General features: G+C 71.2%; 23 protein-coding genes. 12 read left to right on the top strand and 11 right to left on the bottom strand.

The features are described 5' to 3' along the window. Window positions 1-17 precede the first annotated feature (17 nt). Window positions 18-962 carry a LysR family transcriptional regulator gene (locus Pmi06nite_RS15630; protein ID WP_203953708.1) on the bottom strand — a complete coding sequence of 315 codons (945 nt, stop codon included), beginning with the start codon at window positions 960-962 and terminating at the stop codon, window positions 18-20. A gap of 165 nt (window positions 963-1,127) precedes the next feature. Here Pmi06nite_RS15630 and Pmi06nite_RS15625 point away from each other — a divergent pair, with 165 nt between their 5' ends. Genes Pmi06nite_RS15625 through Pmi06nite_RS15615 form a run of 3 tightly spaced genes read left to right on the top strand, consistent with a single transcriptional unit; the run spans window position 1,128 to window position 4,559 of the window. After that, complete coding sequence (locus tag Pmi06nite_RS15625; protein WP_239113932.1) at window positions 1,128-1,859, top strand: succinate dehydrogenase cytochrome b subunit; 732 nt, start codon at window positions 1,128-1,130, stop codon at window positions 1,857-1,859. Then, complete coding sequence (locus Pmi06nite_RS15620; RefSeq protein WP_203953707.1) at window positions 1,856-3,787, top strand: fumarate reductase/succinate dehydrogenase flavoprotein subunit; 1,932 nt, start codon at window positions 1,856-1,858, stop codon at window positions 3,785-3,787. The genes Pmi06nite_RS15625 and Pmi06nite_RS15620 overlap by 4 nt, the downstream gene beginning before the upstream one ends. Before the next feature lie 31 nt (window positions 3,788-3,818). Further along, the gene (locus tag Pmi06nite_RS15615) at window positions 3,819-4,559 is read left to right on the top strand and encodes a succinate dehydrogenase/fumarate reductase iron-sulfur subunit (RefSeq protein ID WP_203953706.1); all 741 of its coding nucleotides are present in this window, start codon (window positions 3,819-3,821) and stop codon (window positions 4,557-4,559) included. A gap of 109 nt (window positions 4,560-4,668) precedes the next feature. Here the strand turns inward: Pmi06nite_RS15615 and Pmi06nite_RS15610 are convergent, their stop codons facing one another. Both Pmi06nite_RS15610 and Pmi06nite_RS15605 read right to left on the bottom strand, forming a co-directional pair. After that, the gene (locus Pmi06nite_RS15610) at window positions 4,669-5,241 is read right to left on the bottom strand and encodes a Clp protease N-terminal domain-containing protein (RefSeq protein WP_203953705.1); all 573 of its coding nucleotides are present in this window, start codon (window positions 5,239-5,241) and stop codon (window positions 4,669-4,671) included. Between the two features lie 3 nt (window positions 5,242-5,244). Next, a complete protein-coding gene (locus Pmi06nite_RS15605; RefSeq protein ID WP_203953704.1) occupies window positions 5,245-5,478 on the bottom strand; it encodes an RNA polymerase subunit sigma-70 in 234 nt (77 codons plus the stop codon). A 99-nt stretch (window positions 5,479-5,577) separates the two neighbouring features. Between Pmi06nite_RS15605 and Pmi06nite_RS15600 the strand changes: the two genes are divergently transcribed. Then, window positions 5,578-7,278 carry an ABC transporter ATP-binding protein gene (locus Pmi06nite_RS15600; RefSeq protein WP_203953703.1) on the top strand — a complete coding sequence of 567 codons (1,701 nt, stop codon included), beginning with the start codon at window positions 5,578-5,580 and terminating at the stop codon, window positions 7,276-7,278. A 2-nt stretch (window positions 7,279-7,280) separates the two neighbouring features. Then, a complete protein-coding gene (locus Pmi06nite_RS15595; protein WP_203953702.1) occupies window positions 7,281-9,029 on the top strand; it encodes an ABC transporter ATP-binding protein in 1,749 nt (582 codons plus the stop codon). A 67-nt stretch (window positions 9,030-9,096) separates the two neighbouring features. Here the strand turns inward: Pmi06nite_RS15595 and Pmi06nite_RS15590 are convergent, their stop codons facing one another. Next, window positions 9,097-11,169, bottom strand: coding sequence for a DPP IV N-terminal domain-containing protein (locus Pmi06nite_RS15590; protein WP_203953701.1), 2,073 nt, complete (start codon window positions 11,167-11,169; stop codon window positions 9,097-9,099). Between the two features lie 57 nt (window positions 11,170-11,226). Here Pmi06nite_RS15590 and mshB point away from each other — a divergent pair, with 57 nt between their 5' ends. From mshB to rraA, 4 genes are read left to right on the top strand one after another with little or no spacing between them, the layout of a single operon-like run. Continuing rightward, window positions 11,227-12,132, top strand: a complete 906-nt coding sequence (gene mshB, locus Pmi06nite_RS15585; RefSeq protein WP_203953700.1) for an N-acetyl-1-D-myo-inositol-2-amino-2-deoxy-alpha-D-glucopyranoside deacetylase — start codon at window positions 11,227-11,229, stop codon at window positions 12,130-12,132. A 10-nt stretch (window positions 12,133-12,142) separates the two neighbouring features. Then, a complete protein-coding gene (locus tag Pmi06nite_RS15580) occupies window positions 12,143-12,520 on the top strand; it encodes a DUF6113 family protein (protein WP_203953699.1) in 378 nt (125 codons plus the stop codon). Window positions 12,521-12,564: 44 nt separating this feature from the next. Continuing rightward, entirely contained in the window at window positions 12,565-13,017 is a 453-nt protein-coding gene (locus Pmi06nite_RS15575; protein WP_203953698.1) for a hypothetical protein, read from the top strand. Further along, on the top strand, window positions 12,998-13,480 hold the full coding sequence (gene rraA, locus Pmi06nite_RS15570) for a ribonuclease E activity regulator RraA (protein ID WP_203953697.1): 483 nt from the start codon (window positions 12,998-13,000) through the stop codon (window positions 13,478-13,480). Before Pmi06nite_RS15575 ends, rraA begins: the two co-directional genes overlap by 20 nt. Here the strand turns inward: rraA and Pmi06nite_RS15565 are convergent. From Pmi06nite_RS15565 to Pmi06nite_RS15535, 7 genes are all read right to left on the bottom strand, one after another. Next, window positions 13,462-14,679 (bottom strand): CysS/YqeB C-terminal domain-containing protein, encoded by a 1,218-nt coding sequence (locus Pmi06nite_RS15565; RefSeq protein ID WP_203953696.1) that lies wholly within the window; start codon window positions 14,677-14,679, stop codon window positions 13,462-13,464. The genes rraA and Pmi06nite_RS15565 overlap by 19 nt on opposite strands. 10 nt (window positions 14,680-14,689) lie before the next feature. Then, window positions 14,690-16,534: a sigma factor-like helix-turn-helix DNA-binding protein gene (locus tag Pmi06nite_RS15560; protein ID WP_203953695.1), complete on the bottom strand. Its 1,845-nt coding sequence runs from the start codon at window positions 16,532-16,534 to the stop codon at window positions 14,690-14,692. A 49-nt stretch (window positions 16,535-16,583) separates the two neighbouring features. After that, the gene (locus tag Pmi06nite_RS15555; RefSeq protein WP_203953694.1) at window positions 16,584-18,644 is read right to left on the bottom strand and encodes a UvrD-helicase domain-containing protein; all 2,061 of its coding nucleotides are present in this window, start codon (window positions 18,642-18,644) and stop codon (window positions 16,584-16,586) included. Between the two features lie 4 nt (window positions 18,645-18,648). Beyond that, window positions 18,649-20,295, bottom strand: coding sequence for a hypothetical protein (locus tag Pmi06nite_RS15550; protein ID WP_203953693.1), 1,647 nt, complete (start codon window positions 20,293-20,295; stop codon window positions 18,649-18,651). A gap of 66 nt (window positions 20,296-20,361) precedes the next feature. Beyond that, entirely contained in the window at window positions 20,362-21,138 is a 777-nt protein-coding gene (locus Pmi06nite_RS15545; protein ID WP_203953692.1) for a class I SAM-dependent methyltransferase, read from the bottom strand. Window positions 21,139-21,213: 75 nt separating this feature from the next. Beyond that, entirely contained in the window at window positions 21,214-22,299 is a 1,086-nt protein-coding gene (locus Pmi06nite_RS15540) for an ABC transporter substrate-binding protein (protein ID WP_239113931.1), read from the bottom strand. Between the two features lie 21 nt (window positions 22,300-22,320). Beyond that, window positions 22,321-22,566 carry a hypothetical protein gene (locus Pmi06nite_RS15535; RefSeq protein WP_203953691.1) on the bottom strand — a complete coding sequence of 82 codons (246 nt, stop codon included), beginning with the start codon at window positions 22,564-22,566 and terminating at the stop codon, window positions 22,321-22,323. Between the two features lie 97 nt (window positions 22,567-22,663). Between Pmi06nite_RS15535 and fdxA the strand changes: the two genes are divergently transcribed. The 3 genes from fdxA to Pmi06nite_RS15520 are packed head-to-tail and all read left to right on the top strand — an operon-like array spanning window position 22,664 to window position 24,758. After that, window positions 22,664-22,990: a ferredoxin gene (gene fdxA, locus Pmi06nite_RS15530; protein WP_203953690.1), complete on the top strand. Its 327-nt coding sequence runs from the start codon at window positions 22,664-22,666 to the stop codon at window positions 22,988-22,990. Between the two features lie 32 nt (window positions 22,991-23,022). Continuing rightward, the gene (gene dapC, locus Pmi06nite_RS15525; protein WP_203953689.1) at window positions 23,023-24,102 is read left to right on the top strand and encodes a succinyldiaminopimelate transaminase; all 1,080 of its coding nucleotides are present in this window, start codon (window positions 23,023-23,025) and stop codon (window positions 24,100-24,102) included. 11 nt (window positions 24,103-24,113) lie between these two features. Next, on the top strand, window positions 24,114-24,758 hold the full coding sequence (locus Pmi06nite_RS15520; RefSeq protein ID WP_203953688.1) for a DUF4178 domain-containing protein: 645 nt from the start codon (window positions 24,114-24,116) through the stop codon (window positions 24,756-24,758). Window positions 24,759-24,773 lie beyond the last annotated feature (15 nt).

The raw sequence follows: 24,773 nt of genomic DNA, 5'->3' as shown, positions 1-24,773 counted from the left end.
GAAATCTTACCGTCAATTTACGAATTCTCGCCTGGCTCTTGATGGGTGAGTGCCTCTATCCCCGGAGACAGAGTTCCCATGGCGGCCGCCTCCACCAGGAAGGACAGGAGCTCGGAACGGAAGGCCTGGGCCGCTCGCGTCGGTTCGACGTCTTTGCGGTGGGCGAGGGCGACGGTCCTGCGCAGCCCCGGGAGGATCGGGGTTCCCACCAGCCCCGGCCGGCCGTCGAGCACCATCGAGGGGACCACGGCGACCCCCAGACCGGCCTCGACGAACCGCAGGACCGCGTCCATCTCTCCGCCCTCCACGGCGAACCGGGGTTCGAACCCCGCCTGCCTGCACGCGGTGAGCGTCGCCTCGCGCAGGTCGTAGCCGCGCCGGAACATCACCAGGGGGCGTCCGCGCAGCTCGTCGATCCGCATGTGCGGCCTGCGGCCCGGCTTGGCGGCCGAGGCGACCACGAGGTCCTCCCGGAGGATCTCCTCGGTGACCAGAGAGGGGTCGCTGCTCTGCAGGGGCAGGATGATGAGCGCGAGGTCGAGCTGTCCCCTCGCCAGGTCGCGGACGAGGTCGCGTGAGCCGCCCTCCTCGACCTGGAGCTCTACGCCGGGATAGTCGCCGTGGAAGCGGGCCAGCACGTCCGCGAGGAGCCCCGCGCACAGGGAGGGCGTCGCGCCGAGCCGTACACGCCCTCGCCGGAGACCGGCGAGCTCGGCCACCTCACGCCGGGCCGTCTCGGCGTCGGCCAGCATGCGCCGTGCGAGGGGGAGGAGGGCCTCCCCTGCGGGGGTGAGCGTGACGTTGCCCCGGGCGCGGCTGAACAGGGGCGCCCCCAGCTCGGTCTCGAGAGCCTTGATCTGCTTGCTCAGGGACGGCTGGGCGACCCGCATCCGCTCGGCGGCGTGGGTGAAGTGCCGGGCCTCGGCCACCGCGAGGAAGTAGGCCAGCTGTTGGAACTGCACGTGTCGATAGCCTACGACCTGTCCACTCTGTGAGATTGGTCGCACCGGGCCGAAGCCGTCAAGGCCTGTCAACCCCGCCGGGCACGGCGGATAGCCCCCGGCTATCGAAACCAGACCTGCGATGACTTGGACGCCCGAACACGGTTCTGCCTAGCGTTTCCCGATGTGACAGCCACTGTTGACCACAAGGTGGACCGCGCGCCCGCCGCCCCCGTGCGGAGGCGCCCCCGCGGCTTCTACGGCTCGTCGAACGGCAAGAAGGCGGTCATGGCCGTCACGGGCGCCGTCCTCGTGCTCTTCCTGGTCGGCCACATGCTGGGGAACCTCAAGGTGTTCCTGGGCGCCGACTCCTTCAACCACTACGCCGAATGGCTGCGGACGGTGGGCTCGCCCGCGTTGCCGAACCGCACCCTGCTGACCATCGCCGAGATCGGCCTCACGGTAGCCGTCGTGCTGCACATGTGGTCGGCGGTGTCGCTGGCCAGGCGTGCCGCCAAGGCGCGGCCCGTGAAGTACGCGGCCCGGGTGAAGCCGCAGGCCGGAGGGTACGCCACGCGGACCATGCGCTACGGCGGCGTCATCATCCTGCTTTTCGTGATCTGGCACCTGCTCGACCTCACGTTCGGGGTGGTGAACCCCAAGGGCGGGGAGGCCATGCCGTACGACCGGGTGGTGGCCGGGTTCGCGCCCGACCGCTGGTGGGTCACGGTGTTCTACGTGGTCGCCCTGGCGATGGTCGGCCTCCACCTGCGGCACGGCATGTGGAGCGCGCTCCAGACGCTCGGCCTGGCCCACCGGTACAAGGCACTCAAGACGGCTTCGACCGTGATCTCCGCCGTGCTCGTGGCCGGATTCGTCGCCGTACCCCTAGCCGTGATGATCGGAGTGGTGAAATGAGCCTCTCGTGGACGATCGGCGAGCCGATCAAGGATGAGAAGGCCCCGTCGGGACCCATCGAGGAGCGCTGGGACACCCGCAGGTTCCAGGCCAAGCTGGTCAACCCGGCCAACAAGCGCAAGCTGACCGTCATCGTCGTCGGCACCGGCCTCGCGGGCGGCTCGGCGGCGGCGACGCTCGGTGAGCTGGGTTACAAGGTCAAGTCGTTCTGTTACCAGGACTCACCCCGGCGTGCGCACTCGATCGCCGCGCAGGGCGGGATCAACGCGGCGAAGAACTACCGCGGCGACGGCGACAGCGTCCACCGGCTCTTCTACGACACCGTCAAGGGCGGCGACTTCCGCGCCCGGGAGTCGAACGTCTACCGGCTCGCCCAGGTCAGCGTGAACATCATCGACCAGGCCGTGGCGCAGGGCGTGCCGTTCGCGCGTGAGTACGGCGGGCTGCTCGACACCCGGTCGTTCGGCGGCGCCCAGGTCTCCCGCACCTTCTACGCCAGGGGTCAGACGGGTCAGCAACTGCTGCTCGGCGCCTACCAGGCGCTGGAGCGGCAGATCGCGGCCGGGACCGTGGAGATGCACACCCGCCACGAGATGCTCGAACTCGTCATCAGCGACGGGCGGGCGCGCGGAGTCGTGGTCCGCGACCTGGTCACCGGGGAGGTCGAGACCCACCTCGCGGACGCGGTGGTGCTCGCGACCGGCGGCTACGGCAACGTGTTCTTCCTGTCGACCAACGCCAAGGGGTGCAACACCACGGCGATCTGGCGGGCCCACCAGCGCGGGGCGATGTTCGCCAACCCCTGCTACACGCAGATCCACCCGACCTGCATCCCTGTCAGCGGGGAGTACCAGTCGAAGCTGACGCTGATGTCGGAGTCGCTGCGCAACGACGGCCGGGTCTGGGTGCCGCAGCGCACGGGTGACGACCGGACGCCGGCGGACATCCCCGAGGACGAGCGCGATTACTACCTCGAGCGGATTTATCCGGCCTTCGGGAACCTCGTTCCGCGGGACATCGCCAGCCGCGCCGCCAAGAACGTCTGCGACGAGGGCCGCGGCGTCGGTCCCGGCGGGCTCGGCGTCTACCTGGACTTCGCCGACGCGATCGCCAGGCTCGGACGTGAGGCCGTCGAGAAGAAGTACGGCAACCTCTTCGAGATGTACGAGCGGATCACCGGGGAGAACCCCTACGAGACGCCGATGCGCATCTATCCCGCCGTGCACTACACGATGGGCGGCCTGTGGGTCGACTACGACCTGCAGTCGACGATCCCCGGCCTGTTCGTGATCGGCGAGGCCAACTTCTCCGACCACGGCGCCAACCGCCTCGGCGCGTCAGCGCTGATGCAGGGTCTGGCGGACGGCTACTTCGTGTTGCCGACGACCCTCGGCGACTACCTCGCGGGAGCCGGCGGCTTCGGCGAGGTGGACGCGACCGAGGTCGCCCAGGCCGAGGCCGCGGTCCAGGAGAAGATCGACAGGCTGCTCGCCGTCAACGGGACCCGTACGGCCGACTCCTACCACCGCGAGCTGGGCCGTCTCATGTGGGACTACTGCGGCATGGAGCGGACCGACGAGTCGCTGCGCAAGGCGCTGGAGCGGATCCCCGAGCTCCGCGAGGAGTTCTGGAACAACGTGAAGGTGCCGGGTGACGGCGAGGGCCTCAACCAGGCGCTCGAGCGTGCGGGCCGGGTCGCCGACTTCTTCGACCTGGCCGAGCTCATGTGCCTGGACGCCCTCCACCGCACCGAATCGTGCGGCGGCCACTTCCGGGCCGAGTCGCAGGACGCGGACGGCGAGGCGCTGCGCGATGACGAGCACTTCGCCTACGTCGCCGCGTGGGAGTGGGGCCCCGAGGGCCCGATCCTGCACAAGGAACAGCTCGAGTACGAATACGTCAAGATGACCCAGCGGAGCTACAAGTGAGCGAGCGCCACGCAGGCAAGGGGAAGCGGGCATGAACCTGACCCTCAAGATCTGGCGCCAGAACGGCTCGTCGGATCGCGGACGGATGGTGACCTACGAGGTCCAGGACGTCTCACCGGACATGTCCTTCCTGGAGATGCTCGACGTCCTGAACGAGCGGCTGACCCTCGAGGGCGACGATCCCGTCGCCTTCGACCACGACTGCCGCGAGGGCATCTGCGGCATGTGCGGCATGGTCATCAACGGCGTCGCCCACGGCGAGCAGCGCGCGACGACGACCTGTCAGCTGCACATGCGGCACTTCGAGGACGGCGCCACCGTCACGATCGAGCCCTGGCGCGCGGCGCCGTTCCCCGTGGTCAAGGACCTCGTGGTGGACAGGTCATCCTTCGACCGGATCATCCAGGCCGGTGGGTTCATCTCCGTTCCCGCGGGATCCGCGCCCGACGCCCACGCCGTCCCGGTTCCCAAGGACGACGCGGACGCGGCGTTCGACGCGGCCACCTGCATCGGGTGCGGCGCCTGCGTGGCCGCCTGCCCGAACGGGTCGGCCTCGCTCTTCACGGCGGCCAAGATCACCCACCTCGGCCTGCTCCCGCAGGGGCAGCCCGAGCGGGCCGCGCGGGCGAAGGCCATGGTCGAGCAGATGGACGCCGAGGGCTTCGGCGGTTGCACCAACACGGGGGAGTGCACCGCGGTGTGCCCGAAGGGCATCCCGTTGGACGCGATCGCCCGGATGAACGCCGACTATCTCAAGACCGCGTCGAAGTAGAGCGCGCATTCCTGTGCCGGTGTGGTGGACGTCGCCCACGCGCGTCCGCCACATCGGCGTCTCACGTACCGCCGCCGAGTCGTGCGGTCCGCGCGCCCGTGAAGGGCTTCTACCGGGGAGGGGTTTCCATCTCGGCGCGGATCTCCACGCGAAGGGCCGGAAGGTCGATGCCGGCGTCGGAGAGGATCCTGACACCGAGGCCCTCCCCCTCGCGGAGCAGGCCGAGGAGGATGTGGCCGTCGCGGATGTCGCGGCTCTTGAGCGCGAGGGCCTCACGCAGCGACAGTTCGAGGACCTTCTTGGCACGTGGGGTGAAGGGGATGCCGCGGCCGCTGACCAGGCCGCCTCGCCGGTCCCTGCTCGGATGGCGGTCGAGGGCCCCCGGCCCGAATGCGGCCTCGACCTTCTCGCGTACCGCCGCCAGATCGATGCCGATGGAGTCCAGGGCGTCCGCGTCGATGTCGCCGATCGGCAGGGTGCCGAGAACGCGCGTCACCGCCTCCGCGGCCTGTTCGTGGTTCAGTCCGTGCCTGTTGACGAGCCGCGCGGACATGGTGTCCGGCTGCTCGAGGATGCCGAGGAGAAGGTGCTCGGTCCCGATGTGGTTGTGCCGGAGGCTCCGGGCGTTCCCCTGGGCGAGCTTGACCACTTGCCGGGCCTCGTCGGTGAATCGTTCGAACATCGTCTACTTCTCCCGCCTCATCAGTCCCCGTCCGCCCGCGTACTTCTTGTGGACCGCCTGCCGCGTGACCCCCAGCAGGAGCGCGATGTCCTGCCAGGACCACCCCGCGTTGCGGGCGTTCTCCACCTGCAGTGCTTCCAGCCGCTCGACCAGCAATCGCAGGGCCCGTACGGCCCGCAGCCCTATCGCTGGGTCGCGGCTGCCGGCGTCGTTGGCCAGCTGTGCCGTGTCGCTCATGCCGTAAACCTAAGTTGACAATCCTCCCCATGTCAACCTCGGTTGACGACAGAAAACCATTTGCCCGGTGACCTGCGATCTTGCGAGCCTAGAATGACCATGATTTCCTTGCCTGTCGCCGATCCCGGCACTCCAGACGCCCGCAGTCCCATCCGGTACCTGTGGTGGGTGGCGCGTGTCCAGAAGTGGCCGCTGCTCGTCGGCATCGGCCTGGCGATCCTGTGGTGGCTGGCGCAGGCGCTCGTCCCCGCCGCACTGGGCAGGGCGATCGACGCGCTGGCGGACGGCCGTACGAATGTCCTGGTGGAGTGGTCGGCCGCGATCTTCGGCCTGGGCGTGATCCAGGCGGTGACGGGCGTCCTGCGGCACCGGTTCGCGGTGCTCACCTGGCTCGGGGCGTCCTACCGGACGGTCCAGGTCACCACCCGCCAGGCGACCCGGCTGGGTGCGACGCTGCCGAAAAGACTGTCGACCGGCGAGGTCGTCAGCGTCGGCAACTCCGACATCGCCCACATCGGCAACGCGATGGAGATCCTGCTCCGCGGCACGGGCGCGTTCGTCGCGGTCGCCACGGTGACGGTGATCCTGCTGTCCACGTCGCCGCCCCTGGGACTGGTCGTGCTCATCGGCGTGCCGCTGATGGTCGGGGCCGTGGGCCCGCTGCTCAGGCCGCTCCACAACAGGCAGCACGCGCAGCGCGACCTGCAGGGCGACCTCGCGACCCGCGCCTCCGACATCGTCGGCGGCCTGAGGGTCCTGCGCGGGATCGGCGGAGAGGAGCTCTTCTCCGCCCGGTACCGCGAGGAGTCGCAGAAGGTCCGGCGGGCCGGCGTCCGGGTGGCCTCGGTCGAGTCGGCGCTGGAGGGCGCGCAGATCCTGTTGCCCGGCGTGCTCATCGCCGCCGTCACCTGGCTGGGCGCGCACTTCGCATTGGACGGGCGGATCAGCCCCGGTCAGCTCGTCGCGTTCTACGCCTACGCCGCCTTCCTGATCGCCCCGCTCCGGACGCTCACGGAGGCCGCCGACAGGGTGACCAAGGGGCACGTGGCCGCCCGCCGCGTCTGCCGGATCCTGTCGCTGGACCCCGAGATCCAGGGCGGCACGGCCACGTTGCCCGCCGACGCCGCGTCGGACGTCCTACGGGACGGCGAGTCCGGCGTCACCGTACGGCCGGGCAGGCTCACCGCGCTCGTCACGGCCGTGCCCGAGGAGGCGGCGGCGATCACGGACCGGCTGGGACGCTACGCGCCCGGCGAGGTGACCCTCGGCGGCGTCTCCCTGGACGAGCTGCCGATCGACGAGGTCAGACGGCACATCCTGGTCGCCGACAACGCCGCCCGGCTGTTCACCGGCCGCCTGCGCGACGAGCTCGACGTGCGGGGCACGGCGACCGACGACGACGTACGGCTGGCCCTGCACGCCGCCTGCGCCGACGACATCGTCGAGTCGTTGCCCGACGGCCTCGACGCCCATGTCGCCGAGGCGGGCCGGGAGTTCTCCGGCGGGCAGCAGCAGCGGCTGCGGCTCGCCCGGGCGCTGGCCGCCGACCCCGACGTGCTGGTCCTGATCGAGCCGACCAGCGCGGTCGACGCCCACACCGAGGCGCGCATCGCCGACCGGATCGGGGCGGCCCGCGCGGGCCGCACCACGCTGGTCTGCACCACCAGTCCGCTCGTCCTCGACCGTGCGGATCTGGTCCTGTTCGTCGAGGACGGCAAGGTCCGGGCCGAGGGCGCACATCGGGAGCTGCTTCAGGCGGAGCCCGGCTACTCGGCCACCGTCACGAGAGGGGAGGGCTGACCATGGCAAGCCGGATTCTGCCGGTCGCCGACCGCGCGCAGGTGCGTGCCTACGCGCGGCGGCTGACCCTGAAGTATCCGAAGGAACTCGGACTGGCGCTGTCCCTGCACGCCCTCGCGGCGATCTCGGGCCTCGCCTCGCCGCGGCTGCTGGGCGAGCTGGTCCAGGCCGTCGCCGACGGGTCCGGCGACGTCCACGTGGACACGATCGCGCTGGCCATCGCGGGATTCGTCGTCGTGCAGGCCGTCCTGGTGCGGTTGGCGGTCTACGCGTCCTCGCGCCTCGGCGAGAAGGTGCTGGCCGAGCTCCGCGAGGACTTCGTCGACCAGGTGCTCGCCCTGCCGCTGTCGACGGTGGAGCGAGCCGGCTCCGGCGACCTCATCACACGCACGTCGCGGGACGTGGACGCCCTGTCCAGGTCCGTACGGCACGCCGTCCCGGAGACGCTGATCGCGGTCGTCACGTGCGTGTTCGCCCTGGGCGCGCTGCTGCTCGTCGGCCCGGTCATGGCGGTGCCCTCCCTGGTGGCGGTCCCCGTGTTGTGGATCTCCACCAGGTGGTACCTGAAGCGGGCCAGGGACGGATACCTCCGCGAGAACGCGGCCTACGCGGACATGACCGAAGGCCTGTCCGAGACCGTCGAGGGCGCCAGGACCGTCGAGGCCCTGGGCATCCAGAAGCGCCGCCACCAGCGGACGGACGGCGACATCGCGCGGTCTTTCGCGGCGGAGCGCTACACCCTCGGCCTGCGGACGGTCTGGTTCCCTTCCGTCGAGATCGGCTACGTGATCCCCGTCGTGGCGACCCTCCTGCTGGGAGGGTTGTTCCACGCCGAGGGCTGGGTCTCCCTCGCCCAGGTGACCGCCGCCACGCTGTACGTGCAGCAGCTGATCGACCCGCTCGACCGGGTGTTGTCGTGGATGGACGAGCTCCAGGTCGGCGGGGCGTCCATGGCCCGGCTGCTGGGCGTGGTCAACGTGCCGGACGACCGTGTGGCCGGTGGCGCGCGGCCCGACGGCGAGGAGCTGAAGGCGACCGGCGTGACCTACGCCTACCGCGAGGGTCACAACGTGCTGCACGGCATCGACCTCGACGTCCGGGCGGGGGAGCGGCTCGCCATGGTCGGCCCGTCAGGCGCGGGCAAGTCCACGCTCGGGCGCCTGCTCGCGGGCATCCACGGTCCCGGGACCGGCTCCGTCACCGTCGGCGGCGTCGAGCTCGTCGAGCTGCCACTCGACGACCTGCGGGGCCACGTGGCGCTCGTCACGCAGGAGCACCACGTGTTCCGCGGGACGCTCCGCGACAACGTGCTGATCGGGCGGCCGGACGCGACGGACGACGATGTCCGCAGGGCGCTGGAGGCCGTGGACGCCTGGGACTGGGCCGAGGCCCTCGACGAGGGCCTGGACACGATCGTCGGGTCGGGCGGCGAGGCCGTCTCCCCGGCCCAGGCACAGCAGCTCGCGCTCGCGCGGCTCGTCCTGGCCGATCCGCACACGCTGGTGCTCGACGAGGCCACCTCGTTGATCGACCCGCGGGCGGCCCGGCACCTGGAGCGTTCGCTGGCCGCCGTCCTGGACGGCCGTACGGTGATCGCGATCGCGCACCGGCTCTACACCGCCCACGACGCCGACCGCGTGGCCGTCGTGGAGGACGGACGCGTCAGCGAGCTCGGCTCCCATGACGAGCTCGTCGCGGCCGGCGGGGCGTACGCCGCCCTGTGGGACAGCTGGCACGGCAAGGGCAGGTGAGGACGGCCGAGGGCGGCCGGCCCCGCGACGATCGCGGGACCGGCCGCCCTCAGGCCGTTCGTGCGGCTCAATCCCGGCGGAACTCCCCGCCGAGCGAGCTGGTGAGGAACTGCAGCTGGAGCAGCAGCAGGTTCTCCGCGACGACCTCCTGCGGGGTCATGTGGGTGACTCCGGACAGAGGCAGGACGGTGTGCGGCCGGCCCGCCGCCAGCAGGGCCGACGACAACCTGAGCGTGTGCGCCGCGACCACGTTGTCGTCGGCCAGGCCGTGCACCAGCAGGAGCGGCCGCTCGAGCTTCTCCGCGTCGCCGATCAGCGACGACGCCTCGTAGTGCCCCTCGTCGGGGTGGCCGAGGTAACGCTCGGTGTAGCAGGTGTCGTAGAGCCGCCAGTCGGTGACGGGGGCTCCGGCGACGGCGGCGTGGAAGACGTCGGGCCTGCGGAGCACCGCGAGGGCCGCCAGGTAGCCGCCGAACGACCAGCCCCTGATCGCCACCCGCGACAGGTCGAGGTCGTCGGGATGCAGCGCGGCCACCCCCTGGAGGGCGTCCACCTGGTCCTCGAGCGCCAGGGACAGGTCATGCCGCACCTCGCGCTCGAACGCGGGGCCACGTCCGGGCGTGCCCCTGCCGTCGGAGACCACCACGGCGAAGCCCTGCTCGGCCCACCACTGGGGCTCCAGGAACATCCGTCCGGCGGCGAGGACCCGCTGCGCGTGCGGCCCGCCGTACGGGTCCATCAGGACGGGCAGGCGGCGGGAGCCGGGGATGTGCCAGGACGGCAGCAGGACGGCGGTGGACAGGTCGCGCGATCCCGCGCGCACGAGTGAGACCCGCGGTTCGAGGCCGGGCCGCTCGGCGACCGAGGCGATGGGCACCGAGGCGCCGTCGCGGCGCACGACCGTCACCGACATGCCCTCGGCCTGGACGCTCTGCCGCAGGATGACGGTGACGCCGCCGGAGAGGCGGCCGGAGTGCACGCCGGGCTCGGTGGTCACCGGGCGGAGCGAGCCGCCCGAGTAGGTCCACAGCTGGATCTCGGTGGGCTCCGTCGAGGCCGTGAACAGGACGGTGTCGCCGTCGACGTCGAGCACCGCCCGCACCTGCAACGACGGCGGCGTCACCGGCTCATCGCCGATGAACAGGCGATGCCCGCCCTCGGCGACCGTCACCCAGACGAGGCGTCCGTCGGACAGGCGGCCGGGCACGCCGGGGACGATGTCCAGCCAGGCCGGGTCGGTGTCCTCCCTGACGAGGTCCGTAGCGCCGGTCGAGGTGTCGACGGAGAACAGGCGCCTGGTCCTCTGGTCACGGGAGAGCGTGACGATGTCCGCGCCGTGCCCGTTCCAGGAGGCCGTCACCAGATACTCCTGCTCGAACGGCACCTCGACCCGGGAGCCGTCGAGGCCGAGCACGAACAGCGAGACCTTCGCGTTGGCCGTGCCGGCGGCCGGATAGCGCTGCGCCGTCGCGGGGCGGTCGGGGTTCGCGGGGTCGGCGATGTGCCACAACCCGACCGGCGACTCGTCGACGCGCGCGGCCAGCAGGCGGTCACCGGAAGGGGCCCACCAGTAGCCGCGCATGCGGTCCATCTCCTCGGCGGCGATGAACTCCGCCAGGCCGTAGGCGATCTCGTCACCCTCGGGCGCGGCCAGCACCAGGTCCTCGCCCGTCGCCACGTCCTGGACGTGCAGGGCGCCCGCCGTGACGTAGGCCACCCGGGTCCCGTCGGGGCTCAGCCGGGGGTCGATCACCGCGCCCGGGGTCGTGAGCCTGCGCACGGCACCTGTGGCGATGTCGGCCAGGTGGAGCTCGCCGGACAGCGCGAAGACGGCCTGCCGCACCTCGCGGTCCGTCGCGTAGGCGACGACGCCGCCGGCCGACTCCCTCGACCTCTCGCGGCGGGCCCGCTCCTCCGCGGGCAGGTCCTCGTCGGCGGCCCCCAGCGAGAGCGGGTCGACGGCCAGACGCTCGACCCCCGTGGCGGCGTCGAGCTCCCACAGGCACGTGACCGAATCCGTGCCCGACTTTGTCCGGAGGAAGACGACCCGGCCGCCTTCCGGAGAGACCGTGAAACCACGGGGGATTCCAAGGGTGAACCGGCGGGTCCTGGCATACAGCCGCGGGAAGCTCTCAGTCATAGCCCCACATACTGTCAGCTGGCTCGACGGTCAGGGCGATGACCTAGGCTCGGAGGCATGACTGATCGGCGCCTGCTGCTCGTTCACGCCCATCCCGACGACGAATCGATCGGCACGGGAGCGACGATGGCCAGATATGTGGCCGAGGGCGCCCATGTCACGCTGGTCACCTGCACGCTCGGCGAGGAGGGGGAGATCATCCCGCCGGAGCTCGCCCACCACGCGGCCGAACGCGACGACACCCTCGGTCAGTACCGTATCGGCGAGCTCGCCGCGGCGTGCAAGGCGCTCGGCGTCACCGATCACCGGTTCCTCGGCGGAGCGGGCCGCTGGCGCGACTCGGGGATGATGGGCGCGGCGACCAACGACCGCCCCGGCTGCTTCTGGCGGGCGGATCTCGACGAGGCCGCGGGCGAGCTCGTGACTGTGATCCGCCAGGTCCGGCCGCAGGTCCTGGTCACCTACGACGAGAACGGCTTCTACGGGCACCCCGACCACATCCAGGCCCACCGGGTGGCCTGGCGCGCCTTCCAGCTCGCCGCGGACTCCCGCCATCCGGGCGGCGACCCGTGGCGGATCGCGAAGTTCTACTACACGGCGATGCCCAAATCGGTGATGAGGCGGACGGCCGAGGCGATGCGCGACGCCGACGTGGAGTTCTGGAACGTCGACTCCGACGACATGCCCTTCGGCTGCGCGGACGGGGACGTCACGACGGAGATCGACGCCCGGCCCCACGTGGAGGAGAAGCTCGACGCCATGCGGGCGCACGCCTCCCAGATCGCCGTCGACGCCCCGTGGTTCGCGCTCTCGAACAAGATCGGACAGCAGGTCCTCGGCGTCGAGCACTTCATCCTGCGCGCCGGGGTCCCCGGGCCGTCCGGCGCCGGCGCCCCCTATGAGGCCGGCGGCATCGGTGAGCCCTACAACCGCGAGGACGACCTGTTCGCGGGCATCCGCTAACCTCGGCGGCATGACAGCGGTGACGGGCGCGGCCTACGGCATGCTGTTCCTGCTGGGCCTCGTGCTGGGTGTCGTCGGCGGGTTCGAGCACTCCTGGTATGCCGGAAATGTGCCGATTGCCGCGCTGGGATGGCTCCTGATCCTGTTCGCCGTGCCGTACGCCATGGGCAGGCTGATGGGCGGCAGGCTCGGGGCGACGGCGCCGGCGCTGGGCTGGCTCGTGTCGTCGTTCCTGCTCGCCACCCGGCAGCCCGCCGGAGACCTGGCCATCGCCGGGGACTCGGCGGGGTACTGGTACCTCTACGGCGGAGCCGTCGCCGTCGCGGCCGCCATCATGTTCACCCGCTCCAGCGGGTCGTGGCTCCTGAAGTCGCCAGGCGGCACCTGAGACAGGTGCTTTACCTCGGGGCGGCCTTCGCCGATTCTGAGGTCATGCGGCGATGGCACCGAACCCGGCAGGTGATCAACTACGTCAACCTCTCCACTCCGGCCGGCCTGCTCATCGCACTGATCGGCGGTGCGCGGCCGCGCAGGGGCGAGCAGGGGCTGATCTTCGCCCACGGGTACCGCATCCCCTTCCCCGTCGCGGGGGCGTTCACGGTGGGCAACGTGGTCCTCACCAAGAACGCCGACGGCTACCTCACCGGCAGGCTGCTCGACCACGAGGCCCGGCACGCCAGCCAGTACGTGGCGTGCGTCGGTCTCCCCATGATCGTGCTGTACCTCGTCGCCTCGGGCGTGTCCTACGCCCTGTGCGGTAACCCTGCGTCGTGGAACGCCTTCGAGCGGTTGGCAGGCCTGGACGACGGCGGCTACCCCCACAAGGCAGTCCGGTGGCGCCGATCGCGAGAGGGACGATCCGATCATGACGTTCACGACCGCTGACCTGCTCGACGCCCACGGCGACGCGCTGAGCAGTTGCGTCACCCAGTTCCGCTCGTACGGCTCCCGCACCCGGTTCTCCGGGGGGATCGAGACGGTCCGCTGCCTGGAGGACAACGCGCTCGTCAAACAGGTGCTCGGGACACCCGGGAAGGGGCGGGTCCTGGTCGTGGACGGCGGCGGATCGTTGCGGACGGCGCTGCTGGGCGACCTCATCGCGGCGTCCGCCGTGCGGAACGGGTGGTCGGGTGTGATCATCAACGGCGCGGTCAGGGACACGGCGGCGCTGGCCGGGCTCGACCTCGGCGTCAAGGCCCTCGGGTCCAACCCGCGCAGAAGCGCGAAGGAGGGGCGGGGCGAGATCGGCGTCCCCGTGACCTTCGGCGAAGTGACGTTCGTGCCTGGCGAGTGGCTCTACAGCGACGAGGACGGCGTGGTCGTGAGCGCTCAGAGGGTCCAGGACTGACCGGTCGGGGTGTCGGCGACCTTCACGCCGAGATCGGCCAGATCGTCGCGGAGCCGGTCGGAGGCGGCCCAGTCGCCCCCCGTCTGCGCACGCTCGCGCGCCTGCAGAAGCTCTCCCGCACCGGGCGGGAGCGTGGGGACCTTCCCGATGTCGATCGACAGGTCGAGGCCGAGCACGTGGTCGAAGAGGAGGAACGTCTCGAACCGGGAGCCCGGCGTCACGCCGTCGTCGTCCTCGAGGTCGTGCAGGAGCCCCAGAGCCCGCGGCATGTCGAGGTCGTCGTCGAGCGCCTGCTGGACCGCCGCCGCCCGGTCGGCGTCGATGGGACGACTCGGCGACTCCGCCCAGTCGGCCACCCGCCGCCGCCAGCGTCGGAGAGTCCTGGCCGCCGTCCGGAGGCCCTCCCGGGTGAGGTCGGCCTGCTCCCGGTAGTGCCACCCCATGAGCGCGAGCCGTACGGCCAGCGGGTCGAGGCCCTCCTCCGTCACGTCGGACAGGAGCACCGGGTCGAGCCCGTCCGCCGGCCTGCCCTCGAAGAGCAGGCGCCCACCGTGGAGCCAGGGAGCGGTCGTCTTGCTGCCGGTGGCCGCGCCCGACTCGGCGCGCACACCCTCGCGATGGCCGGCGTCGCCGCCGGCGTAGAGGTCGACGCGCCCGCCGAGATGCCGCAGGGACAGGGCCGAGCAGCCCACGTGGGGGCCGGGGGCGCCGGGGCCCCAGGGAGAGTCCCAGGCGGGCACGGTGGCCGTCCACAGCGGCCGCTGGGGGTCCGCGTCGAAGTGCACCGACCCGTCGGGCGTGGGACGGGCCCGGCCCCGCTCGATCAGCCGGGTGATCAGTTCGATCACCGCGTCGACGTTCTCCGACTCCCGCGGGGTGTGCTCCGGGGTGCGGATGTTCAGGGCGAGCGCGTCGGCGCGGAAGGTGTCCTCGTAGAGCGGCGCGGGCGGTTTGCCGTCGAGGAGGCTCGCCGCTTCGCCGTGGCCGCTCACGTCGGCGACGCTCCGGCAGGCGATCACCCGTGGCCCCCGTCGCTCCGCCACCCGCCTGACCAGATCGGCGAGCAGGAGCGAGCGGAGGTCCCCGATGTGGGCGTATCGGTGGGCGGGGGGCCCGCAGACGTACATCCGCAGCACCCGCGAACCCGTGGCCACCACCGGATCCATCCGCCCGGCGTGCGTGTCGTAGACCCGGAGCATGCTCCCGAGCCTAGGCGAGGAAGCCGAGGATGTCCCGGTCCCCCCGTTCCCTGAGACGTTCGAGCACCTCTTCGCGGGCCGCGCCCTCGGGAAGGCCGATGCGGGAGCCGATGAGCCGGATGCCCTCCGCGTCGGACGCCACGGGGGCCGTGTAGCCGATGAGGTGCAGGGCCCGGTTGAGCGGCGGGAGCCCGGCCGCCGAGGCCGGGAGGAAGCGGGTCAGCAGTTCCCCGCCGTCGGAGACCGTGAGGAAGACGTGGTCGCCGTCCGAGGCGTTGTAATCGACCAGCACCGGCCTGATGGAGCCCATGGTCGGCTGGTTGTGCCAGCTGATCACCACGTCGCCCGCCGGTGTGGAGGTGGTCAGCTGCCCTCCGGGCGCCATCCCCAGGTGGGCGGCGAAACCGGTCGGCAGCGGGGACCCCGACCCGCGCAGATGCTCGGCGTTGATGTCGACGCGGTGCCACCAGCGGCCGTCGCGGCTGCGGAAGGACCGCCGGGTCATCGAGACGTCCTTGCGCGGATGGTACGGCTCGGCCTGCTCCGGCCCGGCGACCCGGATCCAGCCGCGCTGTGTGCGCTCGAACCCCGGGCCGCCCGCGTACGCGCGGACCGAGCTCTCGCTCACCTCGTATCGCGAGGTCAGGTTGCCGACGATCGTGTTGACCGACGCCTCGCCGCCCGCCCGTTCGATCTCCCTGGCGATCATCTCGCGGATGCCGAGGTACTCCTCGCCGCCGCCCCACCGCCGCAGGCCGTACTTGTTGCGGTCGAGGCGGACGAAGCGCTCGTCCGAGGCGAGCTGGTTGCGGACGCCGACGACGCTGTGGTCCTCGCCGATCCGCTCCTGGATCTCCTCGGGGCTCAGGGGGGCGCCCGCGACGGCCAGCACCGCCTCCGCCTTGTCGTTGACGCCGCGCGGCCACAGGACCACGTGTCCCTCCAGCACCCGCAGGTGGGGGACGGAGGCGAGCCACCGCTCGGCCAGGTCCTCGCGGACGCCGAGCTGGGAGACCAGGGAGACGGACTCCTCCAGCTTCCGCGGGCCGTCCGTGAACAGCTGCCGGGTCTTCTCCCGCATCTCCTCCGCGCCTCCGGCGACCAGCCAGCCGTCACCCTGCTCGTAGCCGGTGAGCAGGGTGCGGACGAAGCGCCACGCGGGGATCGCGAGAGTGGCCAGCTCCGTCCGGTGCCACGGCGCCGCGCCGGCGAGCTCGTCCGCGGGCGCGGCGGAACCGAGCCGGGTGTGCAACCAGGACAGGTGCGCGTTGAGAGGCGCGGCCTCCTGACCGGCCAGCCAGCTCAGGACGTGTTCGCGGAGATCGCGCTCGATCTGCCTGATCCGCTCGCGGGTGACGGAGAACCTCTGGGCCAGTTCGTCGAGCGTGGCCCGCTGCGCGGTCTGGGTGGGGTTCTGCGACGCGTCGAAGTACAGCCGGTCCCTCGCGATGGCCCGCTGCCGGTCGTCGAGACGGGCGAAGAGCCGGTCGATGATCTCGGGCAGCGCACCGGTCGGGGGCTCGTCCGACGGCTCGGTCGCCAGCAGCTTGTCGAGCACCCCGACGAAGAGCTCGTGCACGCTCTCGCGCGAGCCCGGCGTCTTGAGGCAGTCCGCGGGATCGGTGAATCTGAGCAGCGGCAGGATGTCGCCGAGGACGAGATGCTCCCAGCAGGCGCTGGTGAGGTCGGTGAGGCGGGACGCGACCTGCGCGGTTCCCACCAGGGCGCAGGCCCGGTCGAGCGGAAGCGACTGCCACCAGGCGTCGGGAAGGCCGGGATCGCTCGCGATCGGCTCCACCTGACTCGGCGCCGTCCAGCGCAGGGGGGGCACGATGTCGCTCAGGCTCAGATTCAATGCAGGTCCAACCGGCAAGGGGAATATATCCGCAGTTCAGGGTAGGGGATCAGCCAGGCAGGAAGGGACTTGCCCGGCCGGAATAGGACACGTACAGCAGCTCGCCGGCCCGCGTGCACGCCACGTAGAGCAACCCCCGTTCTCGTTGCAGGTCGTGAGCCCGGGCTGTGGGGTCTTCCGAGGCCGGGGTCAGCGCGTCGGGCGCCGGCACGATTCCGTCAGCCACGCCTATCACGGCCACCCTGCGAAATTCCAGCCCTTTCATCCCATGCAGCATCGTGACTTTCACTGTTATCCCTGCGTCACGCAGGGCCGTCCGGGCCGCCTTCACCAGCTCGGCGGTCCGAGCGGCCACGGCGATGTCCTGCGTCGGCACGCCTTCCTCCATCCACTCGGAGACATGCGAGATCAGCCCGGCGATCTCGGCCTCGGGGCTGACGTACCCCAGGACCGTCGGGCGCGTCCCATTCCGCACGGCGCGGAAGCCGTACAGGTCGGCGATTCCGTCGACGAGCCCGTCGGCGGGCCCTCCGCCCCGGAGCCGGACGCCCCAGGAAAGGATCTCCCGTGGAAGACGATAGGAGATCTTCAGTTGAAACCGGCGGGCGGGGATGCCGACGTTCGACAGCGCGACCCGGGTGTCGAACATGCGCTGGTGGGGGTCGCCCACGATGAACAGGTCGTCCGGCGCCACGGGGACGGCCGCCCGCAGCAGCCGCCACTGCGCCGGGTGCAGGTCCTGCGCCTCGTCCACCACGATGTGCCGGTACGGCTCCCGCCCCGGGGCCTCCTGACCGAGGAGGTCGCCCGTCGACTGCCCGAGCAGCGCCGCCGCCTCGGAGGCGAGCTGGAGGAGCGTGCGGCGGCCCGACTCCCTCAGCCGGTCGACCACGTGCCGGACGGCCTCCCACACCACGGTCCGGCTCTCCGGGCTCAGCTCCACGCTCCGGCCCGGACGGCTCGCGGTCTGGTACTCCTCCAGCGTGCGGAGGTTCTGGGCGAGGATGACCTGCTCCCACTCCCGCAGCAGGAACGCGGCCCCGAAGCGGCTGCCCGCCGCCTCCTCCCAGAGCGTGGCCAGATCCCCGGCGCCGACCAGGGCGGGCGGGCGGCCCTCCGCCTCGGCGACGATCCGGTGGGCGAGCCGGTCGACGTTGCCGACCTCGACCCGCTTGCGCTCGACCTCGTCCTCGATGATCAGGTCGAGCCGCGCGGACAACTCGGTGGCCAGGCCCTGGGAGAACGTCACGAGCATGATGGCGCCGGCGCCGGCGCGGGCGAGGTGGGCCGCCCGGTGCAGGGCGATGATCGTCTTGCCGGTGCCCGCGCCGCCCGTCACCAGCACGGGCTCGTCGTAGCCGGCCCAGTTCGCGTAGGTGTGCTGCGGTGGGTACAGGAACGTGCACCAGTGCGGCAGGGCCATGATCCGGTCGAGCTCGTCGCGGTCGGCCGCGAAGGCCGCGAGGTGGGGGCTGCGCCGCAGCGCGGCCGCCAGGTCGGCGGTGTCGACCACGCCGGGCTCCGAGGAACGGCAGGCGTCGAGTTCGCGCCAGGCCTCGGTGAGGGTGCCGCCACGGGCGAGCGCCGCCAGGGGGGCGAACTGGCTTTCCGGCAGCAGAGGCTCCAGCGCCTCGAAATGGGACTCGGTGGTCATCAGGCGCAGGAGGCGGAGCAACTGCCGGTCGACGCCGATCTCGAGCAGGTCGGTGTCGCAGAACTGGGCGAACAACCGACGCTTCGACCGCTGGGCCGACCTCCGCAGTGCGGGCTCGACGCGTTCCAGCGCCTCGGCGTCCCAGGTCTCGATCACCCCGATGGCGGGGTTGACCTCGAACCTGTGGCGCTGCGCGTACGACCACGCCGCCGCGTCGGGTAACACCGTGATCAGCCAGTACGTGTCGCCCTGGCGTAAGGCGACGGCCCGGTGGCGATCGGCCAGGCGCAGCGTGGTCACCCGGTGGTCGCGGCTGTTGCGCACCCGCTCCGGATGCGGCGCCGAGGGGGAGTTGCCGAGGAACCGGCGGACCGCGACTACGGCGTCCCGGCGCACCGGCCGGGCCAGGGTGCTGAGCTCCCTGGTGAACTCCGGGGAGATCGCGAGCCGGGGCACCGTTCTAGTCCAGTAAGGAGATGAGGTCGCGGTCGCCTCGTTCGCGGAGCCGGGTGAGGAGCTCGGGCCTTCCCGCCGGCCCGCTGAGGCCGATCCTCGTCGCGATCACTCGTACGGCCTGGTCGGGGGTTCCCCCAGGCGCGGTGTACCCGACCAGGCGCAGCGCCTGCGAGGTCGGGTCGCCGCCGTTGGACGCGGACAGGTGCCGCACCCGCAGCATGCCCTCGTCGGAGATGGTCAGGAAGACGTGGCTGCCCTCCTTGGCGGCCACCTCGGTGAGGATCCGCTGCAGTGAGCCGAAGCCGGGACGCGACGCCCAGGTCAGCTCCACGTCCCCGGCGGCGCTCCGCGCCGGACGGTTCTCGCCGGGCTTGAGGCCGAGATAGGCGGCGAAACCGGTCGGCATGGGCACCTCGGCGCCCTGGATGTGTTCGCCGGTGACGTCCACCCGCAGCCACCAGCGTCCGTCCGGTTGGCGGAAGCACCTCCGGGTGAGGGCCACGTCCTTGAGCTGGCCCGGAGGCTTCGCCGCCGTCGCGCCGTTCGCGGAGCGGGGCACGCCGTTGGCGCTCTTCTTGCCGCTCTGGATGCTCAGCTGCGGGACGTTCTCGAGCCATTCCTTGGCCACGTCCGGATGGATGCCGAGGGAGGAGACCAGCTCCAGCGCCCGGGCGACGGTCGGGCGCTCGGCGTTCAGGATCAGGCCGCGGGTCCGCTCGTGCAGATCGGCGAGGTCTCCCGCCACCAGCCAGTCGCCCGACACCTGGTAGCCGGGCAGGGTCGCCACCACGAAGTGCCAGGCGGGCACGTCGAGCGAGCGCAACTCCTCCTTGTGCCACTCGGCCGCCGCGATCAGCCTGCTCTTGGGCGCCGCGACCCCCAGTTCGTCGGAGAGCCAGGCCAGATGCGCCTTGTACGGCGCGGCCTCCGGCTTGTCGAGCCATTCGGCCAGCCAGAGGCGCAGAGTGGTCTCCAGCGCCTGGAGGACGTCAGGGGAGACGGCGAGGAGCTTGCCCAGCTCCTCGATGGCCGAGGGCGAGTCCGTGAAGACCCGGTTCTGGGCGACCATCCAGGTCCGGTCGTCCATGTCGGAGAACGCCCCGTCGATCAGCGCGGGGAAGTCCACGTCGCTCTGCGGCGTCCGCGGGGCCGGGACCTCGGGCGCCGGCCTGAGGTGCCTGACCGGGCTGCGGGCCGCGCGCGCCTTGGCGGGGGCCGGCTCGGCGGCCTCGCCCGGCATGGCCAGGGACGGCGCCAGCCGGGCGAACACGGCGGTGAACAGGGCGGTCAGGACCGGCCGCGCCTTGATGAAGGGCTGGTCGGTGAGTTCACGGCCGGACAGGGTCAGCAGGCCCGGCCAGGAGCCGGCACGGTCGAGCGCGATCGCGACCTGGGGGTCGTCGGCCTCGTCGGGGTCGAGCACGTAGAGCGCGGGCAGGACGTCACCCACCGCGGCGGCGGGCCAGTGCTCCAGCGCCAGATCCGTGATCAGCTCGCCGAGGGCGTCGGGGTCCATGACACCGAGCACCCGCTCCATGGGCAGGCTGCGCCACCAGGCGTCCGGAAGGTCGCCCTGCTCGCTCAGGATTCCGATGCGGGAGGCGTCACTCCAGCGCAGCGGTGGCACGAGGTCACTCAGGCAGAAGTTCATGCTTTCCCCATCACTCCGTCGGACCAGACCATAGTCTGACAAATCCCCATTCGAAGGGGCACTGCGTCAGGGACGAACGGCGGCGAAACGCAGCCGGACGTAGTCGGCCATCCACCCGGACTCCCTGCGCAGGGCAGGGGCGGCGAGCTCGTTGACCCGCAGCAGCAGCGGCTCCACGGTCGCGAGCGGCACACCGTCCAGCAGCGAGCCAGCGAACAGTCGCACCCAGTCCGCGGCGCCGTTCGGACAGTCGTCGAGCGGCGTCGGGCGGTCGAAGTATTCCAGGATCCGGACGGTGAAGCCCCCCTGCTCCAGACGCCGCGCATACTCGGCCGGGCTGGGAAAATACCAGGGAAGCTCGGGCTCGCGCAGGCCGTACTCCCGCCAGGCGGTCAGCATGGCGGAGGTGAGCGCCGCGCAGTTGCCGGCGCCGCCGAGCTCCGCCACGAATCGTCCGCCAGGGCGCAGGGCCATGCGCACACACGCGATCACCGCCTCGGGGTCACGGCTCATCCAGTGCAGCGCGGCGTTGGAGAACACTGCGTCGTACGGCTGGGCCACCGTGAAATCGTGACCGTCGCCGACGGTGAAGTCCAGCCCGGGATGCTGGGCGATGGCCGTCTCGATCATCGAGTGGGAGCCGTCGATCCCGAGGACCTCGGCGCCGCGGGCGGCGATGTCGGCCGTGAGCACGCCGGTCCCGCAGCCGAGGTCGAGCACGCGCTCACCCGGCTGGGGATCGAGCAGCTCCACGAGCGGCGCTCCGTGCGCGGAGACGTAGCCGAAGGAGCTGTCGTACGCACGAGCGTTCCATCTCGTGAGATTGGGGGTTTCGTACCGCAAGATCAGCTCGCATTCTGAGTCATTCAGATAGCGACACACTTTACGGCTTCAGATGCCCTTGCGAGTTGTGCATGCTTAGCCCACCGCTTGTGACCAATGTGTCTTGAGGTAGGACTTGGCCTCATCCTGCTGCGGGATCGTGAGAATGACCGGGGTTCCGGTCGCCGTGGGAAGCTTGGCGGCGGCGGTCTTGTCGAGCGTGCCGCGCATCTCCATGGCCTCCGTCCTGGTCGGACGGGCGTAGGCCTTGAGGTAGAGGTTCTGGCCCTCGTCGGACAGGAGGAACTCCTCCCACAGTCGCGCGGCGGCCGGATGCGGGGCGTCCTTGCTGATGGCCTGCACGTAGTACGACGCGAGGACCGCGTCACGCGGGATCGTCACCTGCCAGGCGGGCTTGTCGTTGCGGGCGGAGGCCTCGGCCCTGGCGGTGTTGAGGTAGTCCCAGTCGACGACGGAGGCGGCCCGCTCGGGCTGGCTCAGCATTCCGGCGCGCTTGATCCGGGCGAACAGGTCCACGCCACGCGCGGCGTCGACCTTGCCGTCGTTGAGCGAGGCGGCCATGACGCCGCTGAAGGCGGAGGCGGTCCGCAGGGGGTCGCCGGGCAGCGCCACGGAGACGCCCGGCTTGACCAGCGCCGCGTAGGACGCGGGGGCGGAGACCTTCCTGGGGTCGTAGCCGATCGACATGTAGCCGCCGTAGGCGCCGTACCAGAGGCCCTTGGCGTCCTTCAGCCGATCGGGGATGTCGCCCCAGCCGGTGACCTTGTAGGGCGCGAACCGCTTCGCGTTCGCGACCGCGACGTCGAGGCTCAGGTCGAACACGTCGGGCGCGTCCTTGGATCCGCGCAGGCGGGTCGCCGCGTCGATCTCCTGCTGACTGTTGGCGTCGGGGGAGATCCCGATGACTTTGATGCCGTACTTGTCGGAGAAGCGGTCAATGATGTCCGCGTAGTTCATCCAACCGCGGGGCAGGCCGACGACGGTCAGCGTGCCCTCCCGCTTGGCCGCCTCCACCAGCCTGTCCATGGTGGAGAACCCGTCCTTCATGCTCGTCGCCGTGGGATTCACCGGCGGGAGTTCCTTGCCGCCCTCCGACGGCGCGGAGCACGCGGCCGCCACGGAGACGAGCATCACCACTACAGCACTGGCACGTATGGTCACGCTACGTATATTCCGTGTTGCTCAGCCGCCGGTCGAGGAGGCACGCGGGGGAGAAGCCACGATCTTGGCCGCGACCATGGAGTTCTCGGCGATCTCGACCGTCGTGCCGTCCCGCTTGCGCAGGATGAGGACGCCGCCGGTCCACGACTCCAACACGCCGACCGCGTCACGGAAACCACCGGTCTCGACGCGGCGCACCGTCACCCGTTGCCCCACATCGGCGGGGGTGATGGCCACAACCAGCCTGGCTCCGAACTGAGGGCTCACGATGATTGGCCCCCTCCTGTTCCGGCTACTAGACAGGCACCGCAATACTAGGGCGTAGCAACCGCGGTCGAGCCGTGCAACCCAGAAGGAGCCCGAGGTGACGTACGTCATCGCGCAGCCTTGCGTGGATGTCCTGGACAAGGCGTGCATCGAGGAGTGCCCCGTCGATTGCATCTACGAGGGCGAGCGCATGCTCTACATCCACCCCGATGAGTGCGTGGACTGCGGGGCGTGCGAACCGGTGTGCCCGGTAGAGGCGATCTTCTATGAGGACGACCTTCCCGACCAGTGGAAGGACTTCTACAAGGCGAACGTCGAGTTCTTCGACGAGCTCGGGTCGCCCGGCGGCGCCTCGAAGGTCGGGAAGATCGAGAAGGACCACGCCGTCGTCGCCGCGCTCCCGCCGCAGGCCGAGGACCACTGAGTGCGGGCCCGTCCGCTGACCGGGGTGATCTCTTGATCGCCTTGCCGGATTTCCCGTGGGATCGGCTGGCGCCGTACAAGGAGCTCGCCCAGGCTCACGCGGACGGGATCGCCGACCTGTCGGTCGGCACACCCGTCGACCCGGTGCCCGCCGCCGCCCGCAAGGCGCTCGCCGCGGCCGCAGACAGCCCCGGATATCCCCAGACCCACGGCACCGCGCGACTGCGCGAGGCCGCCGCGGGGTGGCTGCGGCGCAGGCACGGGGTCACGGTCGACCCGGACGACGTGCTGCCGACGATCGGCTCCAAGGAGCTGGTGGCCTGGCTGCCGACGCTCCTGGGCGCCGGACGCGGAGATCGCGTGGTCATCCCCGAACTGGCCTATCCCACCTATGACGTCGGCGCCCGCCTGGCGGGGGCCGAGCCGTACGCGGTGGACGGCCTGGTCGCGGTGGGCCCCGAGCGCGTGCCGCTCGTCTGGGTCAACTCGCCGTCCAACCCGACGGGCAGGGTGCTGCCCGCCGAGCACCTGCGCAAGGTGGTCGCCTGGGCGCGCGAGCGCGGTGCGGTGGTGGCCTCGGACGAGTGCTATCTCGAACTCGGCTGGGAGGACCATCCCGTCTCCGTGCTGCACCCCGACGTGTGCGGCGGCTCGCACGAGGGGATCCTCGCGGTCCACTCGTTGTCGAAGCGGTCCAACCTCGCGGGCTACCGGGCCGGGTTCGTCGCCGGCGACCCCGTTCTGGTGAAGCGGCTCCTGGAGGTGCGCAAGCACGCGGGCATGATGGTCTCGGCCCCGGTCCAGGCCGCGATGGCCGCGGTCCTCGACGACGACGAGCACGCCGACGAGCAGCGGGGGCGGTACGCCCGGCGCCGTGAGGTCCTGCGCCCGGCGCTCGAGCGGGCGGGCTGGCGGATCGACCACTCCACGGCCGGCCTCTATCTCTGGGCCACCGATGGCACCGACTGCTGGGATCAGGTTCGCGGGTTGGCCGAAAAGGGCATTTTGGTGGCACCGGGCGACTTTTACGGAGCCGCAGGTCGCGCCCATGTACGCGTCGCCCTTACGGCCACCGATGAACGGATCGATGCGGTGGTGCGCCGCCTCCAGTAGGATCGCGCGGCATGACGGCAGCGGTCGTGCTCGTGTTGGGTGTCGCCACACTGGTCGTCGTCCTGGGTGCGTTCGTCGTGACGGCCCGGCAGGGCCGGGTTCCCGCTCCGATGCCGCCTCTGCCGCCCGAGGAGCCCGAGGCGGCGCCCGTCCGGGTTCCGGCCCCCGCGGCCGACTACTTCGACCCCAGGACGATCAAGGTCGGGGACACCGTTCACATCCAGGGTGTGAAGTCCCGGGCCATCGGCGCGCTGCACCTGTCGAGGCAGGGCGACCAGTGGACGGAGTACCTCCTCGACGAGGGCGTCCGGCGCTACCAGTGGCTTTCGGTCGAGGAACGGCGCGGTCCCGCGGAGGGCGAGCCCCTTCACCTCGAGGTCATGTTGTGGACCCAGGTGCCGACGCAGGGGATGGTCCCGGCCAAGCACATGCTGATCATGGAGGGCGTGGAGTTCTTCCCCGTCGAGCGCGGCACGGTGGCCTTCCGCTCCGAGGGGATGACGGGCCAGCCCGACCGGGGGCTTCTCGACTTCGCCCACTACCGGGCCGCCGACGGCCGGCTGCTGTCGTTCGAGCGCGTCCAGGGCGGCCAGTGGTCGGCCTTCTACACCCGCCCGCTGACGCCGGGTTCGATCCAGGTGGAACGGATCCCCTGATCGCCCGGTAGTTTC

Source organism: Planotetraspora mira, assembly GCF_016863275.1.
Lineage (GTDB): Bacteria > Actinomycetota > Actinomycetes > Streptosporangiales > Streptosporangiaceae > Planotetraspora > Planotetraspora mira.
This window is presented reverse-complemented; position numbering and strand designations above follow the sequence as displayed.